Here is a 13,533-nt window from a genome sequence, read left to right as displayed (position 1 = left end):
GGTCATCCCACACTTCTGGGATATCGTTCGGCCGGTGAGTTCCCCGGTGGCCCGGCGCGAGACCGTGCGCGACATCGAGGGGATCTGCCGTCTCGACCTCGGCTCGCGGGAGCTGCGACGCCGGATCATCAAGCGGCTGACGCGGCTCGTCCCGGCCGACTCCTATTGTTTCGGCGCGATCGACCCGACAACGTTGCTGATCACCGACGACGTGAGTGCCGGGCTCACGGCGGCTGCGGCCGTAGCCGCCGTGCACAACGAGTATCTGGTGGACGACGTACTGAAGTTCGCGGCGCTCGCCCGCTCCGAGGTATCCGCGGGCACGCTCAGTACGGCCACCGGCGGCGCCCTGGAGTCCAGCCACCGGTACCGGGCCGTGCTCCCGCTGATCGACGCGCGCCACGAGCTGCGGGCGAGCTTCGTGGTGGACCGCGGGTGTTGGGGCGCAATCGCCCTGTTCCGCGGCGGTGGGCGGCCCGACTTCACCCCGGCAGACGTCGAGGTTCTGCGGCGGCTGTCCGCCCCGGTGGCTGCGGCCCTGCGCCGGGCCGTTTACCGGGCACCCGCCGACGCCTCTCCCAGCCCGGCCGAGGCGGGTGTGCTCCTGCTCGATCAGGACCTGCGGCTGCTCTCGGAGAATCCGGCCGCGAAACTCTGGCGGGACGAACTGGCCTGGTCCGCGGCGGAGCTGCCCATCGCGATCCTGGAGGTCGCCGCGCGAGGGAGAGGCGCGACGCTGCCGGCCTATGGGCGGATCCGCGGCCGGTCGGGCCGGTGGCTCTCGGTGCACGCCTCATCCCTGAGCGGTGGCCCAAACCCGGCGCCCCTCGCCGTGACGATGCACCCGACGCCGGCCGCCGACGTGGCCGAGGTACTGCTGCTCGCGTACGGGCTCACGCCGCGCGAGCGGGACGTCTTGGCGCGGGTCGTCGCCGGCCTGCCCTCACGGGCCATTGCCATGGAACTGCATATCACCGCAGCCACCGTCCAGGACCACCTGAAGAGCGTCTTCGTGAAGACCGGTGTCCGCAGCCGCCGCGAACTGGTGGCCACCATCCTGGACCTGTGAGCAAACCGTTTCCCCGGCTCCGCCGGGGTTGGCACGCAGCGTGCCGCTCCTCCGGCTCGTCGACTACCTGGAACAGCCCGGCCGCGCCACCCGCGAGCGCAGGCTCCTTGGGGTGCAGGTAAGAACGCTGTCGGTGCGCCACGAGGCGCTGTTGTTTCGGACGGAGGTGCAGACCACCGTCGCCTCGCCGTCGTAGCGACGAGGTGAAGTTGGAGGCAGCCTGAACCGGGGATCGCCGGGGATCGCCGGGGAGGGCGAGAGCAGACGTCACCCCGTACGGCAGTCACACTTCGTTCCTGTCGTGGGGTCAGCGCCTTCGAGGTGCAGGGATTCCGCCTTCTCACCGAGATCATGCGGCGAATCCCCCCGACCCTGGACCTACCCCTCCGCCTGGCCTGGTCCGATGGACGACGCACCACCAGGCCGAGCCCCTTGGCACCACTGGCACACACGCCTCAGCTCACGACGCGACTGTGCGCACCAGACGGCAACTCCGACGGCTCTTTCAGAGTTCGATACCCGCGCAACACCTGCGACAGTGCGTCGACGGTCACGCCGACGATGGCCAGGAGCTGTGCCGGGCTCGCCCCGGCCCTGCTCATGACGGCGAGGGACTGGTTCACGGCGGCCGCGTGTACAGCGAAGGCGTCGGCGTCCTGGTCGGTCAGCCGACCGGCCTTCAGCGCGGCGCGCAGGCGCAGGCGCTGCAAGCCGAGCGCCTGCTTGACGTGCGCTACGACGCTCGGCCTCAGTCCCGCAATCGCCATGGCCGACTGGGCAATCAGACATCCATCAGGCAGTTCGGGATCAGCGATGCGCTCAAGAGTGACGTCGAAGAACGCACGCAGAGCGACAACGGGTTCCGCGGCCGCGCTCGACAGGGCGGCGTCGTACTTCGCGCCGTAGCGCGCGGCGTAGCGATCCAGGCAGCGCAGAAAGAGCGTGTCCTTGTCGCCGAAAGAGGAGTAGATGGAACTGCGGTTCAGACCGGTCGCCCGAGACAGATCGTCCAATGAGGTGTCGGCGTAGCCGTCGCGCCAGAACTGGATCATCGCGGCGTCGAGCGCCGTGTCCATGTCGAACTGCTTCTTGCCTGCCACGCGGTACTTCCTTGCCGATGCGTCGATGGTTCGGACTGTGTGCCCACCCATTCTATCTTGAACTGATCAGTTCAAGATGTGTTAGCCTTCGGGCGTGATCATGGCCAGGCGTGCCGCTCACCTCACGCCCGCTGGACAGAAACACCGCGCGGTCCCGGCCACCGCCATCAGCCACACCGTCCCAACCTGACACCTGATACCTGACACCGACGGAGGATGATCCCCGTGACCGGCCCAGCCACCAGCACTCCGCATGTCTCCGAGCGCAACCCCATCCGCGACCTGCCCCTGCAGCATCTGGCCGGATTCACTCACCGCTGGGTCGACGCGGACGGCGTCCGCCTTCATGCCGTCGAAGGCGGACGGCCGGACGGCCCGACCGTCGTCCTGCTCGCCGGATTCCCGCAAACCTGGTGGGCCTGGCGAAAGGTGATGCCCAGCCTCACCCACCGGTTCCACGTCATCGCGATCGACCTGCCGGGCCAGGGCCACTCCGAACGCCCGGAGCGCAGCTATGACACGCACACGGTTGCCACGCACGTCCACACCGCCGTGAAGGCGCTCGGAGTTTCGAGGTACTTTCTGGTCGCCCACGACATCGGCGCCTGGGTCGCCTTCTCCCTCGCCCTCACCTTCGAGAGTCACCTGCGCGGGGTCGCTCTGCTCGACGCCGGGATTCCCGGTATCACTCTCCCGGAGGCGATTCCCACCGACCCGGATCGAGCGTGGAAAACCTGGCACTTCGCGTTCCACATCGTGCCCGAGCTGCCCGAGACACTGCTTGCCGGTCGCGAACGCGAGTACGTCGGCTGGTTCCTCAAGGTGAAGGCCCTGGCTCCCGACACGTTCGACGACGCCGAACTCGACCACTACGCGGCGGCCGTCGCCGCCGATGGCGGCCTGCGCGCCTCCCTCGCGTACTACCGAGACGCCGCGGAGTCAGCACGCAAGAACCGCGAGGCGCTCAAGTCGCGGCACCTGACCGTGCCCATCCTCGGAATCTCCAGCAGCCACGGCTCCGTTGCGGACATGGCCGCCTCCATCAGTCCGTGGGCCGACAACACCACCCCGATCGTCGTGCCCGAGGCTGGACACTTCATCCCCGACGAACAGCCCGAAGCCATCGCTGCCGCGATAACCGACTTCATCGCCCACGCCGGCTGACATCCGTCGACCCACCACCCCCCGACACGGGCCGGTACCCTCGGCCGTCCAGCACTGCGCTCTGCCGTCGGCCATGCCCCTGGACGGCCAGATACCTCAGGACCGCCTGCGATCCATCCAGCACGCGACACTCACCGAGGATGTGCCCGGTGCCGCGCACCAGGCGGAACATCTTGGAGACATGCACGGTGCCGCCCGGCCGCGCATGCGCGCGCAGCTCGCCGAACTTCGGGCGCTGCAGCGGGTGGAGGCGGCTGGAGGTGCCGGGCTCCTCCTTCAAGACGACCGGCTCCTCGATGCCCGCCTCGGCGAGGACAAGGTTCTGGGGGTCGGTCGACTGCTGGTCGGTCGAGACCCGTTTGTAGACCAGATTGGCCACGCTCTTCCTCGCTTCTGACGGCTGATCGGACCTCGGGTGTCATCTACCCCTGTCGCCAACCGTCATCGGACCTCATTGGATCTGAGCTGTGAATGTTCGCAGTGGCGTGCACTGATGAGCTGGGATTCCGTCGCTGCGTGCAGGGAACTATGAACCGCCGGACGTTCCGAAGCCGCCTGCTCTACGGTCGAGTTGGCCGTAGTCGGGTGCGCGGCAGGGGGTTTGGATGGTCGATGGGCCGGTGACCGAGCGTGGGGTGCTGACCGCGCCGGATGAGCTGTGGGATGCCGCGGTGCGGCAGGCCGAGGTGATCGGACCGCTCGCTGAGAAGGGCAGGGTGGGGCTGGCGGATACGGACAAGGCCGCCGCGATGCTGGGGATATCCCGGCGTCAGGTGTATGTGCTGCTCGGGTGGTGGCGGGCGGGTGAGGGGGATGGTGTCGGAGCTGCTGCCGGGCTGCTCCAGCGGCGGACGCGGCGGCGGCCGGCTGTCCGACGATGTCGAGGAGATCGTTCAAGAGGTGCTGCACAGGCGGTATCTGACGCGGCAGCGTCGGAGCGTGGCGGCCGTCCACCGGGAGCTTGCGCGCCAGTGCCGGACGCGTGGGCTGCGGGTTCCCTCGCGGGAGCGGTGGTGCGTCGGATCGTGCGGTGGGAGCCGGTCTCTTCCACTGCCGCGCGGGAGGGAAGTGAGGCGGCCCGCCGCCTGTGGTCGGCCGGAGGTGTGCCGCATGCGGTCACCGATCTGCTGGGGCAGGCGCAGATCGACCACACGCCGGTGGACGTGATCGTGGTGGACGAGCAGCACCGGCTGCCGATCGACCGGCCCCGCCGACGCGGGCTTGGGCCGCGTCGCCTTCCTGTGGCTGGCCCTGTTCGCTGAGATGGAGCGCACCTCCACCGCAGAACGCGCCGCCCGCGCCCGCGCCGTCGCCGAAGCAGCCGGCCGCCGCATCGGCCGACCCGTCGCCCACCCCGCCGACAAGATCGAGTATGCGCGGCTGCTGAAGCAGCAAGGCAGCAGCCTCGGCGAGATCGCGGCCAAGACCGGCACCCCCAAGACCTCCCTGCACCGCTACCGGGCGGAAGTGAACCCCGCCGCATCGACCGAGGGGTCGTGATGACCGTGTCGAAGTCGAACCTCCTTCTTTACGCTGGCACTGGGCCATGAGGCGGGATTGATCTCCGGTACCGCCGCACGGGGAGGAGCGTCCACAGTTGTCAGATCTCACGCCGGGGTTGCCGCCGGGATACCGATCGCGCCCGACCACCGCCGACGACCTCGGCGATATCCATCACTTGGTCACGGCCTGCGAGCGGGAACTCTACGGGCAGGTGCATACCGATCTCGGCCGCATCGCCGCCGACTTGGCCAGACCGGGCCTGGCCCCAGAGCTGGATACCCGACAGATCCACGACCGGGCAGGGCAGCTGGCCGCTCGGGCTTGGGTGAACCGGCGCTCGGAGGTGGACGTCCACCCCGAGCACCGCGGCCGCGGCCTGGGTGGTGCGCTCCTGGACTGGGCCGAGACCCGCGCCCGACAGACGGGTAGCACGCGAATCGTCCAGACCGTCCCGGACAACGACACAAATGCTGTCGCACTGCTGCGCTCGCGCGGATACGAGCCGATGGTGACCGAATGGCTGCTGGAGTTCCTCATGCCGGAGGAACCGACCGTGCCCGAGCCTCCCGCAGGCATTACGGTCCGGCCGTTCGGCCCCGGCGACGAGCACGACGCGCACCAAGTTGTCGAGGATGCCTTCGACGAATGGCAGCAGCGGCGCCAGACCTACCAGGAGTGGGCCCGGCACACAGTCGAACGCCCCACCTTCGCCCCCGCGATGTCAGCGCTGGCGTTCGCCGATGGCCAACTGGTCGGCGTTGCGCTCTCGCTGGATCTTCCGGACACCGGCGACGGCTACATCGAGCAAGTCGCGGTCCGCCGCGATCACCGCAACCGCGGCATCGCCCGTCTGCTGCTCCGTACTGCGTTCCGCAGCTTCCATCAGCAGGGACGGCAGGCGTGCACCCTCGGGACGCACTCAGAAACCGGCGCACTCAACTTGTACCTGAGCGTGGGTATGGGAGTCCGGCACAGCTCCACGGTCTTCCAAAAGAATCTACTGGGGGAGTAATGATCAGCCACAAGACCGCAGTGCATGGGTCTGTGGACATTCGCGCAGCCGTCTTCGAATACTGACAGTAGAAGTTCGCGATCCAGGTGGCGGTCTTCAGTCGTGCCTCGGCGCGGGTGGCGAAACGGTGTCGGTGGACATATTCGACCTTGAGGACCGAGTGGAACGACTCCGCGGCGGCGTTGTCCAGGGCGGAGCCGACACGGCCCATCGACTGCACCACGCCCCACCTGCCACAAAGCTGCCTGAACGCCTCGGAGTTGTATTCCGATCCGCGGTCGGTGTGGAAAATGACGCCGTCCACTTGGCCGCCTCTGGTCGCGATCGCCATCTGCAGGGCGGCGCTGACCAGCGTCGTGTCGTGCCGGTCGCCCATCGCGTAGCGCAGGGCCCGGCGGGGGAACGCGTCGTGCACGCTCGCGAGGTGGAGCTTGCCCTCGTCGGTGTCGATCTCGGTCATGTCGCCCCGCCACAAGATGTTCGGCGCGATCGCGTCGAACCTGCGCAGCACCAGGTCACGTACCGTCTTCCGCTTCCCGGGACGGGGCTGCGAACGCCGGCGGCGTGGTGGCTTGCGGCCCTGCAGGCCAAGTCCGGCCCATGATGTCGGCGACGGTGTTCTGCGACACCTGCCAGCCCTCCTCCCACAAGTCCAGCGTGATTCTGGGCGAGTCGTAGGTGCGGCCCGATCGGTCGAAGAAGTACGAGATCAGCTCGGCCAGCAGTGCCCATGTGACCTCTCGTTTCGTCGGCTCGGACGGTCTGCGCCGCCACTTGTAGAACCACGCCTCCGACACCCCCAGGGCTCGACAGGAGGTGCGATGCGGAATCTTGAAATCGGTCCTCTGGTCGCTGATCACCCCGACGAGCGCCGCCGGGTCCGCAACAGCTACTTCGCCCACAGGACCATGCGGCGTTTGAGGACATCACCTCCATGACCAGCTCCTTGTTGTCCCGCTTGAGCTGGGCATCTCCCGTCGTAACCGCGCAAGTTCCTCGCTCTCACCCGTCGGACCGGCCTTGCCGGCCGCCCGTGCCCTCGACACCCAGATGGCCAGCGTCGTCCCAATCGTGTTCGGGTCGTGGTTCATCCTGGGCCCGAGGATGAGCTGGGCGGGGCCGCCGGTCGCGGTGGACCTGCTGGATGACGCAGTGCAGTGCGCCGGCGGCGACGACCACCAGCGCGGCGTCTGCTGCCCGGTCGACGGTCTGTTCCGCTGAGATCTGCCGTTCGGCGTCCGTCATCTGCCTGCGGTGCCCTGCGTCCCGCACGACGGTGGCGCCCGCCCACATCAGCATGGTCAGGACGGCCGCGGCGAACCACCAGGCGGCCGCCGTGGTGGTGCGCAGGAGATGGCGGGCAACGGGGAGACCAAGTCCGGTACGCATCGCCCGGGTTGCCTCATCCGTCCGCGAACTCGGAGGCCCCGGCCGACACGGCGGTGCGCCAGGAGACATGTACTGTTCCCTGTCAAGTTCAGCGTGTTGAAGTGGATTGGTTCGGGGCGGGGTGCACAGGGCGGCGTCTCCCACACGCTCACTGCTGTGTCGGCAGTCGGGGTCCCTATGGTCTGGTCGACGTGGGTGCCGTTCGCGTCGACGGGGACGGTTGGCCCTACCGTCAGCACGGGGCGCTGACGCACTCTGGGGGAGTCAGCGCAGTAGATCCCCTCACCCGGGAGGCGGGCGACCCGTATGAACGCCCAGACCAGGGGCGATGCCGAGGAGACGCGGGTGCTGGTCGTGGAGGACGACCGTGGCATCGCGGAGTCCTTGGTGCGCGGCCCTCGGCAGGCCGGATACGGAGTCGAGGGCGTCCGGACCGGGCGGGCGGCGCCGTCGGCGCCCACACCCGACGTCGTCCTGCTGGACCTGCGGCTTCCGGACATCGACGGTGTGGAGGTATGCCGGCGACTCCGGGCACGTTCGGACGCCGCGATCATCGCGGTGACCGCTCGGAGCGAGGAGGCCGACCGGGCGCTGGCCCTGGACGAGGGCGCCGACGACTACCTGGTCAAGCCTTTCGGGCTGGCCGAGCGTCGCAGCCTGCCCCCGCCTGGCCCTCCACCTCGACGACGTCGGCCGGACATGAGAGCAGGAGCCATCACCGGCCGTCCGGGCCCGAGACAGTGCCGGACGGCCCCTGCCGCCGACGCCGGCTGCCACGATGGAATGGAGAGCAACAGCCAGCCCTGACGGTCGCCGCGCCGCACAGACCGAGGTGCGCCATGGATCACACCGCAGCACGACTCAGCCGCCTGACCACCGCGGTCATGTCCCCACGGCTCGAACCGGTCCTCCTGGCTGTCACCGCCGCGGCCCTGACGGCCGGCGGCATCGCCTGGCTCGCCGATGCACGCGACCTCGCCGACCTGTTCTGGGCGCTGGGCACCGTGGCTGCCGTCGTCCCCGCGATCGGGTGGGTGGTGGCCGCACTGCGCCGAGGGCACGCCGGTGTCGACCTGATCGCCGTACTGGCGCTCGGCGGCACCCTGGCCGTGGGCGAATATCTCGCCGGCGCTCTGATCGCACTCATGCTCGCCACCGGCCGCACCTTGGAAGCCGCCGCCCAGCGGCGCGCCTCCCACGACCTGCGCGCCCTGCTCGAACACGCCCCGCGCTCGGCACACCGCCGCACCGACACCGGAGTGGCCACGGTGCCCCTGGCCGAGGTCGCCGTCGGTGACCTGCTCGTCGTCCGCCCCGGGGAAGTCGTGCCCGTCGACGGCCGTGTGGAGAGCGCCGCCGCCGTCCTCGACGAGTCGGCGCTCACCGGTGAGCCCCTGCAGGTCGAACGGGTCCGGGACGAAGGGGTGCGCAGCGGTGTGGTCAATGCGGGCGGCGCCTTTGAACTGCGCGCCACCGCCACCGAGCAGGACAGCACCTACGCCGGGATCGTCCGCCTGGCCCAGCAGGCCGGGGCCGAGTCCGCACCGGTCGTGCGGCTGGCCGACCGGTACGCCGCGTGGTTCCTCCCTCTGTCCCTCGTGGTGGCGGGGCTGGCCTGGCTGATCAGCGGATCCGCGGTCCGCGCGGTCGCCGTCCTGGTCGTCGCCACCCCCTGCCCCCTGCTGCTGGCCGCACCGGTCGCCATCGTCTCCGGCCTCTCGCGCGCCTCCCGCCTCGGCGTGGTCATCCGCGACGGGGGCGCGCTGGAGAACCTCGGCCGTGCCCGCACCCTCCTGCTCGACAAGACCGGCACCCTCACCCGCGGCCGTCCCCGCGTCCTCGACGTCATCGCCGCGCCCGGCCTGAAACCTGCGGAGGTGCTGCGTCTGGCGGCCTCGGTCGACCAGTACTCGCCGCACGTCCTGGCCCAGGCCATCGTCGACACCGCCCGGGAACGCAAGCTGGAGCTGTCGGTTCCGACGGACGTCACCGAGGAGCCCGGCCGGGGCGCCACCGGCACCGTGGACGGCCACCACGTCTCCATCGGCCGCCTCGACCCCGCAGCCGCGCGCCCCACCTGGGCCAAGGCGGTCGACAACCGCGCACTCCTCGACGGCGCGGCCGTCGCCTGGCTCACCCTCCACGGACAGCCGACCGGGGCCGTGCTGCTGCGTGACCCTCTGCGTCACGACGCCCCGCGCACCCTGCGCCACCTGCGGTCGGCCGGCATCGAACGGCTACTGATGCTCACTGGCGACCGCGCCGCACCCGCCCACGAAGTCGCCGCCGTCCTCGGCCTCGACGGCGTACGCGCCGAGCTCACCCCGGCCGACAAGGTCGCCGCCGTACGGACCGAACGTGAACACGCCGTCACCGTGATGGTCGGCGACGGCGTCAACGACGCCCCAGCCCTCGCCGCCGCCGACATCGGCGTCGCCATGGGCGCCCGCGGCTCCACCGCCTCCTCCGAGGCCGCCGACATCGTCCTGACCACCGACCGCGTCGACCGTCTCGCCGACGCCGTCACCATCGCCCAACGCGCCCGCCGCATCGCCGTCCAGAGCGCGCTGGGCGGCATGCTGATGTCCCTGGCCGCCATGGCCGCAGCCGCCGCCGGCCTGCTCCCGCCCGCCGCCGGCGCACTGCTCCAGGAGGGCATCGACATCGCCGTCATCCTCAACGCCCTGCGTGCCCTGCGCGTCGATCAGGCCGCGCGCCCGGCCCTCACCCCCGCCGCCGAAGCCCTCATCCACCGTTTCGCCGCCGAACACGACGACCTCCAGGACGTTCTCGACTCCGTACGCGACGCCGCCGACCGCCTCTCCGACACCCCCGGCCCCACGGCGCTGGCCGCTGTCGAGGAAGCCCACCACCTGCTCACCGAACGGCTCCTGCCCCACGAATACGCCGAAGAACACCAGCTCTACCCCGCGCTCGCCCCCACCCTCGGCGGCCCCGAAGCCACCGCCACCATGAGCCGCGCCCACACCGAGATCGAACGCCTCTCCCGCCGCATCGCCACCCACCTCCAACTCGCCCACAGCGACGGCGGCCTGGCCCCCGAACAACTCGACGACCTGCGCGCCTGCCTCTATGGCCTCAACACCGTGCTGCGGCTGCACTTCACGCAGGAAGAAGAGAACTACTTCTCCCTCGCGCCGTAGAACGCAGGCCAGCCGCCGTTTGCGCACCTGACGGGGGGCGCCCCGCCCCAACCCGCCCGGCCGGGCAAGAGCAGCCGGGCGGCCGCCTCAGCGACCTCCTTGCAGTCTTCAGCGCCACCTTCACCTCCACAGCGCCCGTCACCGGCAGGGCCGACAACTCCGGCCCTGCGCCTGAACGCACCCCGCCTGTTCTGGGGGCCATCAACACCACACGACGCCTGCTCACCCCTATCCCGGCCGTAACCCACTGGCACCCCTGAAGGCCGCCCGGCTGGAGAAGCTCCGTAACGCTACGGTGAGCGGGCGGCCACAGCCTTCGCCTGCGCGCGTCCAGGGCCTCTCCGTCCTCGGGCAAATGATCTTGACCGCGCGAGGGCGAAGGTGAGCATGTTGTCGTCGATGACTTTGAGCCGTCCGCCGTGGTTGCCCTTCTTCGCGGCGCTGACCTGCCCTTCGAGGGTCTCCTCGCGGATGTAGTTGCGCTCGATCTGCCCGGCGACGGCGAAACTCCTCACCGGACCGCTCAACGGCATCTACGACCCCAACGGCATGGGCGCCATGTATTTCGCCGTGCATGCGCGTCGCGTCGCGGGAGTTCCGGAGTCCCAAGTGGTCCCTCTTGGCCAGGGCCTGTCGCTGATGCCGATGACCGATGAGGTCTTCGACGCCGTCACGGACGGGAGCGGCGGCGGAGGCCTGGGGTTCTGGCGGCTGCCGGGGGGGCTTCGGCACACTGTTGGCTCGGTGGTCCGCCGCAGGGCCGATCGCCTATGTGGAGGCCGAATACTTCGGGGGAGTCGGCGAGCAACGAGCCGCCGTCTGGGTTGGCGGCGCGCTCGCGCTGGGGCCACTGGATGAGCCGACGAAGAAGCGGTTCTCGTGAGCAGTCAGCCCCATCTCCCAGGCCCTGCGGCGGCTAGGCGCACGAAAAAGCCTGGGTGCGGACGAGTTCGAGGCCGTGGGGCTGGACCGCCACCGCAACAACGAGGACTGGATCTCCAGCGCCTGTTAGGCCTGGGTGGGATCGATGGTGAAGCGCTCGAGGTAGGCCGTGCGGACGTAGTGGATCGCGGTGTGTGAGAGGTGATCCCGAACAGTCGCATCAGCCGGATCGGATCGGCAGTTCTCGGGCTTCGTCGAGGAACCGGTCCTGCCGGAGTTGGGTGGGGTTGAGGCCGATCCGGTCGCGGAGCGCTTGGAAGTTGGAGGTGCCGGCTGCGGGGCGGTCGACGTGCAGGGCGGTGCTGGGGCTGACGATCAGGTAGGGGTTGGTGCTCAGCGGCCACCGCCGGTGGCGCTCGATCAGCCAGTCCTTGACGAGCCGCAGGGCGAAGTCGTCCAAACTGACCTCGTGGTCGATCCGGTTCGGCCTGCGGATCCGCAGCGTCCGGTGGAGCGGTTGGGGTCGTCGAGCTGGATCTCGGCGACTTGTTTGGGGCGGATGACGTAAACGGCCATCAGAACGAGAGCGAGCTTGTCCTTGATGCCGGGGACCTGGTCCAAGGGCCGCCTGAGCCCGGCCGCCGAAATGGGCCGGGGGACCCTGACGGGTGTCGACGATCAGGCAATTCCCCACGATCTACGTGATCAGCTTCACGCAATTCCCCACCCTCGCGATCACGACTCCCCATGGGGACGGTGAATCCGTCGGTGTGCACTCGGCGGGCCATGACGGGCCTCTACGATGATCCGATGCGCCAGCCCGCCGCAGATCCGTACTGGAACACCAACGTTGCCCGGCACCCGGGCATCCTCCGGGCTGTTCCCGAGGGGTGCGGTGATGCCCTGGACGTCGGCTGCGGGGACGGGCTGCTGGCCCGGAAGCTTGCCGGGCGGGCGAAACACGTCACCGGGATCGACACGTCGCCGGACATGATCGCCTGCGCACGCGAGTCTGCTGCCGGCGATCGGCAACTCGCCTTCGTCGAGGGTGACTTCCTCACCGCGGAACTTCCCGGTGCGGAGTACGACTTCGTCTGCTCGGTGACCACGATCCACCACATGGACTTCGAGGCGGCCCTCGTCCGCATGCGTGAGTTGCTGCGGCCTGGCGGCACGCTGGTCGTGGTCGGTCTGGCACGCGAGGCCAGCGTGACGGAGTGGGCGGCGTTGATCGCGGCTGCCCCGGTCGTGCGCATCACGAAGGTGCTGCGTCGCGCGAGTGCTCCGCAGGGCATGCCGGTCGCCGACCCGCAGATGAGCTATGGGCAGGTGAGGGCTGCTGCCCGGCGGCTGCTGCCCGGCGTGCGCTATCGCCGGCATGTGCTGCGCCGGTACTCGCTGACCTGGGAGAAACCCGCCCGCTGATCTGGCATCGATGGCGGTTTTCGCTTCCTGGGGCGGTTTGAGCGTCATGTGATTCTCTGTGGCGGTCCCTACGCATTGGCCATGGGTAGCGCGGAGTCCGGGATCGAGGGACCTGGTCGTCGCGGAGCTGCTCTTCCTCGTCCCGTGGCTCGGCAGGCTGATGGGCAGCCCGGATGGCGAGGAGAACGTTCGTCGTGGTCGACATCACCGAGATTTACATCCACTGGTACACGGGCCGCTCGAAGAGCGCGCTGGCCGCGTCGCTGGGGGTGGACCGCAAAACGGTCAGGAAGTACCTGGCCCCGGCAGAGGCGTCCGGGATCACCCCGGGCGCCCGCCGATGACCGAAGCCGACTGGGCCGCGCTGATCGAGGGATGGTTCCCCAGCCTCGCCGACCGGAGACTGCGGCAGGTCACCATGTTGCGTGACGGGGCGTGTTACGGGGTACCACCAACCGTCACGGCTGCGGCTTGACAACGTCATTGGGAAGTTCTTTAACCTCCGACCGTCGTTGGCCATGGCGAGGGCGGGGTCCAGAAGGCGTCGAGCTTGTCGATGATCTTCAGGAGCTCCCGGGCGCCGCGGGGTGACATGGCTCGCATCGCAGCGTCGAGGAAGAGCCGGGCTTCCAGGGGGTTGCCGCAGCAGTACCAGTGGAGGTGGAGCGAGTCGTCGTCGTGCCAGAGTCCGTCGTAATCGCGCCATAGCTCGCGCGCGGGGAGATGAACGAAGTCCTCCCAAAGACGCACTGCCTTGCTGACGTCCCCTGGGTGAAGGTAATTGCGGGTGCGCTCCAGGCGATCGATCTCGGACAGCACTCGCGG

Annotated in this window: 17 protein-coding genes; 9 read left to right on the top strand and 8 right to left on the bottom strand. The window is 69.4% G+C overall.

Features of this window, described 5'->3' with window-relative positions; translation table 11 throughout:
• Positions 1 to 34: 34 nt before the first annotated feature.
• The gene (locus tag OG522_RS01420; RefSeq protein WP_329461069.1) at positions 35 to 1,069 is read left to right on the top strand and encodes a helix-turn-helix transcriptional regulator; all 1,035 of its coding nucleotides are present in this window, start codon (positions 35 to 37) and stop codon (positions 1,067 to 1,069) included.
• Positions 1,070 to 1,109: 40 nt separating this feature from the next.
• Entirely contained in the window at positions 1,110 to 1,265 is a 156-nt protein-coding gene (locus OG522_RS01415) for a hypothetical protein (RefSeq protein WP_329461068.1), read from the top strand.
• A 259-nt stretch (positions 1,266 to 1,524) separates the two neighbouring features.
• Here the strand turns inward: OG522_RS01415 and OG522_RS01410 are convergent, their stop codons facing one another.
• Positions 1,525 to 2,169 (bottom strand): TetR/AcrR family transcriptional regulator, encoded by a 645-nt coding sequence (locus OG522_RS01410; protein ID WP_329461067.1) that lies wholly within the window; start codon positions 2,167 to 2,169, stop codon positions 1,525 to 1,527.
• A gap of 225 nt (positions 2,170 to 2,394) precedes the next feature.
• Between OG522_RS01410 and OG522_RS01405 the strand changes: the two genes are divergently transcribed.
• Complete coding sequence (locus tag OG522_RS01405; RefSeq protein WP_329461066.1) at positions 2,395 to 3,333, top strand: alpha/beta fold hydrolase; 939 nt, start codon at positions 2,395 to 2,397, stop codon at positions 3,331 to 3,333.
• Here OG522_RS01405 and OG522_RS01400 read toward each other — a convergent pair.
• Complete coding sequence (locus OG522_RS01400) at positions 3,314 to 3,712, bottom strand: recombinase family protein (protein ID WP_329461065.1); 399 nt, start codon at positions 3,710 to 3,712, stop codon at positions 3,314 to 3,316. The genes OG522_RS01405 and OG522_RS01400 overlap by 20 nt on opposite strands.
• Positions 3,713 to 4,554: 842 nt before the next feature.
• On the opposite strand from OG522_RS01400, the gene OG522_RS01395 reads away from it, so the two are divergent.
• The gene (locus tag OG522_RS01395; protein WP_329461064.1) at positions 4,555 to 4,833 is read left to right on the top strand and encodes a hypothetical protein; all 279 of its coding nucleotides are present in this window, start codon (positions 4,555 to 4,557) and stop codon (positions 4,831 to 4,833) included.
• A gap of 97 nt (positions 4,834 to 4,930) precedes the next feature.
• A complete protein-coding gene (locus OG522_RS01390; protein WP_329461063.1) occupies positions 4,931 to 5,848 on the top strand; it encodes a GNAT family N-acetyltransferase in 918 nt (305 codons plus the stop codon).
• Here OG522_RS01390 and OG522_RS01385 read toward each other — a convergent pair.
• The 3 genes from OG522_RS01385 to OG522_RS01375 all read right to left on the bottom strand — a co-directional run bounded on the left by OG522_RS01385 (position 5,772) and on the right by OG522_RS01375 (position 7,237).
• Positions 5,772 to 6,434: an IS3 family transposase gene (locus OG522_RS01385; protein ID WP_329467439.1), complete on the bottom strand. Its 663-nt coding sequence runs from the start codon at positions 6,432 to 6,434 to the stop codon at positions 5,772 to 5,774. The genes OG522_RS01390 and OG522_RS01385 overlap by 77 nt on opposite strands.
• Positions 6,364 to 6,750, bottom strand: coding sequence for an IS3 family transposase (locus OG522_RS01380; RefSeq protein WP_329461062.1), 387 nt, complete (start codon positions 6,748 to 6,750; stop codon positions 6,364 to 6,366). The genes OG522_RS01385 and OG522_RS01380 overlap by 71 nt, the downstream gene beginning before the upstream one ends.
• Positions 6,751 to 6,850: 100 nt before the next feature.
• Positions 6,851 to 7,237 carry a hypothetical protein gene (locus tag OG522_RS01375; protein WP_329461061.1) on the bottom strand — a complete coding sequence of 129 codons (387 nt, stop codon included), beginning with the start codon at positions 7,235 to 7,237 and terminating at the stop codon, positions 6,851 to 6,853.
• A 306-nt stretch (positions 7,238 to 7,543) separates the two neighbouring features.
• Between OG522_RS01375 and OG522_RS01370 the strand changes: the two genes are divergently transcribed.
• Both OG522_RS01370 and OG522_RS01365 read left to right on the top strand, forming a co-directional pair.
• Positions 7,544 to 8,044 carry a response regulator transcription factor gene (locus OG522_RS01370; protein ID WP_329461060.1) on the top strand — a complete coding sequence of 167 codons (501 nt, stop codon included), beginning with the start codon at positions 7,544 to 7,546 and terminating at the stop codon, positions 8,042 to 8,044.
• 32 nt (positions 8,045 to 8,076) lie between these two features.
• A complete protein-coding gene (locus OG522_RS01365; protein WP_329461059.1) occupies positions 8,077 to 10,401 on the top strand; it encodes a heavy metal translocating P-type ATPase in 2,325 nt (774 codons plus the stop codon).
• A gap of 290 nt (positions 10,402 to 10,691) precedes the next feature.
• Here OG522_RS01365 and OG522_RS01360 read toward each other — a convergent pair whose 3' ends face one another.
• Both OG522_RS01360 and OG522_RS01355 read right to left on the bottom strand, forming a co-directional pair.
• Positions 10,692 to 10,916: a hypothetical protein gene (locus tag OG522_RS01360; protein ID WP_329461058.1), complete on the bottom strand. Its 225-nt coding sequence runs from the start codon at positions 10,914 to 10,916 to the stop codon at positions 10,692 to 10,694.
• A gap of 587 nt (positions 10,917 to 11,503) precedes the next feature.
• The gene (locus OG522_RS01355; RefSeq protein WP_329461057.1) at positions 11,504 to 11,743 is read right to left on the bottom strand and encodes a hypothetical protein; all 240 of its coding nucleotides are present in this window, start codon (positions 11,741 to 11,743) and stop codon (positions 11,504 to 11,506) included.
• Between the two features lie 350 nt (positions 11,744 to 12,093).
• Here OG522_RS01355 and OG522_RS01350 point away from each other — a divergent pair, with 350 nt between their 5' ends.
• Both OG522_RS01350 and OG522_RS01345 read left to right on the top strand, forming a co-directional pair.
• Positions 12,094 to 12,708 carry a class I SAM-dependent methyltransferase gene (locus tag OG522_RS01350; RefSeq protein ID WP_329461056.1) on the top strand — a complete coding sequence of 205 codons (615 nt, stop codon included), beginning with the start codon at positions 12,094 to 12,096 and terminating at the stop codon, positions 12,706 to 12,708.
• A 194-nt stretch (positions 12,709 to 12,902) separates the two neighbouring features.
• Positions 12,903 to 13,052, top strand: a complete 150-nt coding sequence (locus tag OG522_RS01345) for a hypothetical protein (RefSeq protein WP_329461055.1) — start codon at positions 12,903 to 12,905, stop codon at positions 13,050 to 13,052.
• Positions 13,053 to 13,203: 151 nt separating this feature from the next.
• On the opposite strand, the gene OG522_RS01340 is transcribed toward OG522_RS01345, so the two are convergent.
• Positions 13,204 to 13,527, bottom strand: a complete 324-nt coding sequence (locus OG522_RS01340; RefSeq protein WP_329461054.1) for a hypothetical protein — start codon at positions 13,525 to 13,527, stop codon at positions 13,204 to 13,206.
• Positions 13,528 to 13,533 lie beyond the last annotated feature (6 nt).

It is taken from the genome of Streptomyces sp. NBC_01431 (genome assembly GCF_036231355.1).
Classification (GTDB): Bacteria; Actinomycetota; Actinomycetes; order Streptomycetales; family Streptomycetaceae; genus Streptomyces.
Note: the sequence above shows the minus strand (reverse complement) of the source record. Positions and strands in the feature narration are given on the sequence as shown.

Coding starts and splice junctions, on each gene's coding strand:
- OG522_RS01375 (WP_329461061.1), bottom strand. CDS start 7,237: ATGCGTACCGGACTTGGTCTCCCCGTTGCCCGCCATCTCCTGCGCACC.
- OG522_RS01350 (WP_329461056.1), top strand. CDS start 12,094: ATGCGCCAGCCCGCCGCAGATCCGTACTGGAACACCAACGTTGCCCGG.
- OG522_RS01365 (WP_329461059.1), top strand. CDS start 8,077: ATGGATCACACCGCAGCACGACTCAGCCGCCTGACCACCGCGGTCATG.
- OG522_RS01370 (WP_329461060.1), top strand. CDS start 7,544: ATGAACGCCCAGACCAGGGGCGATGCCGAGGAGACGCGGGTGCTGGTC.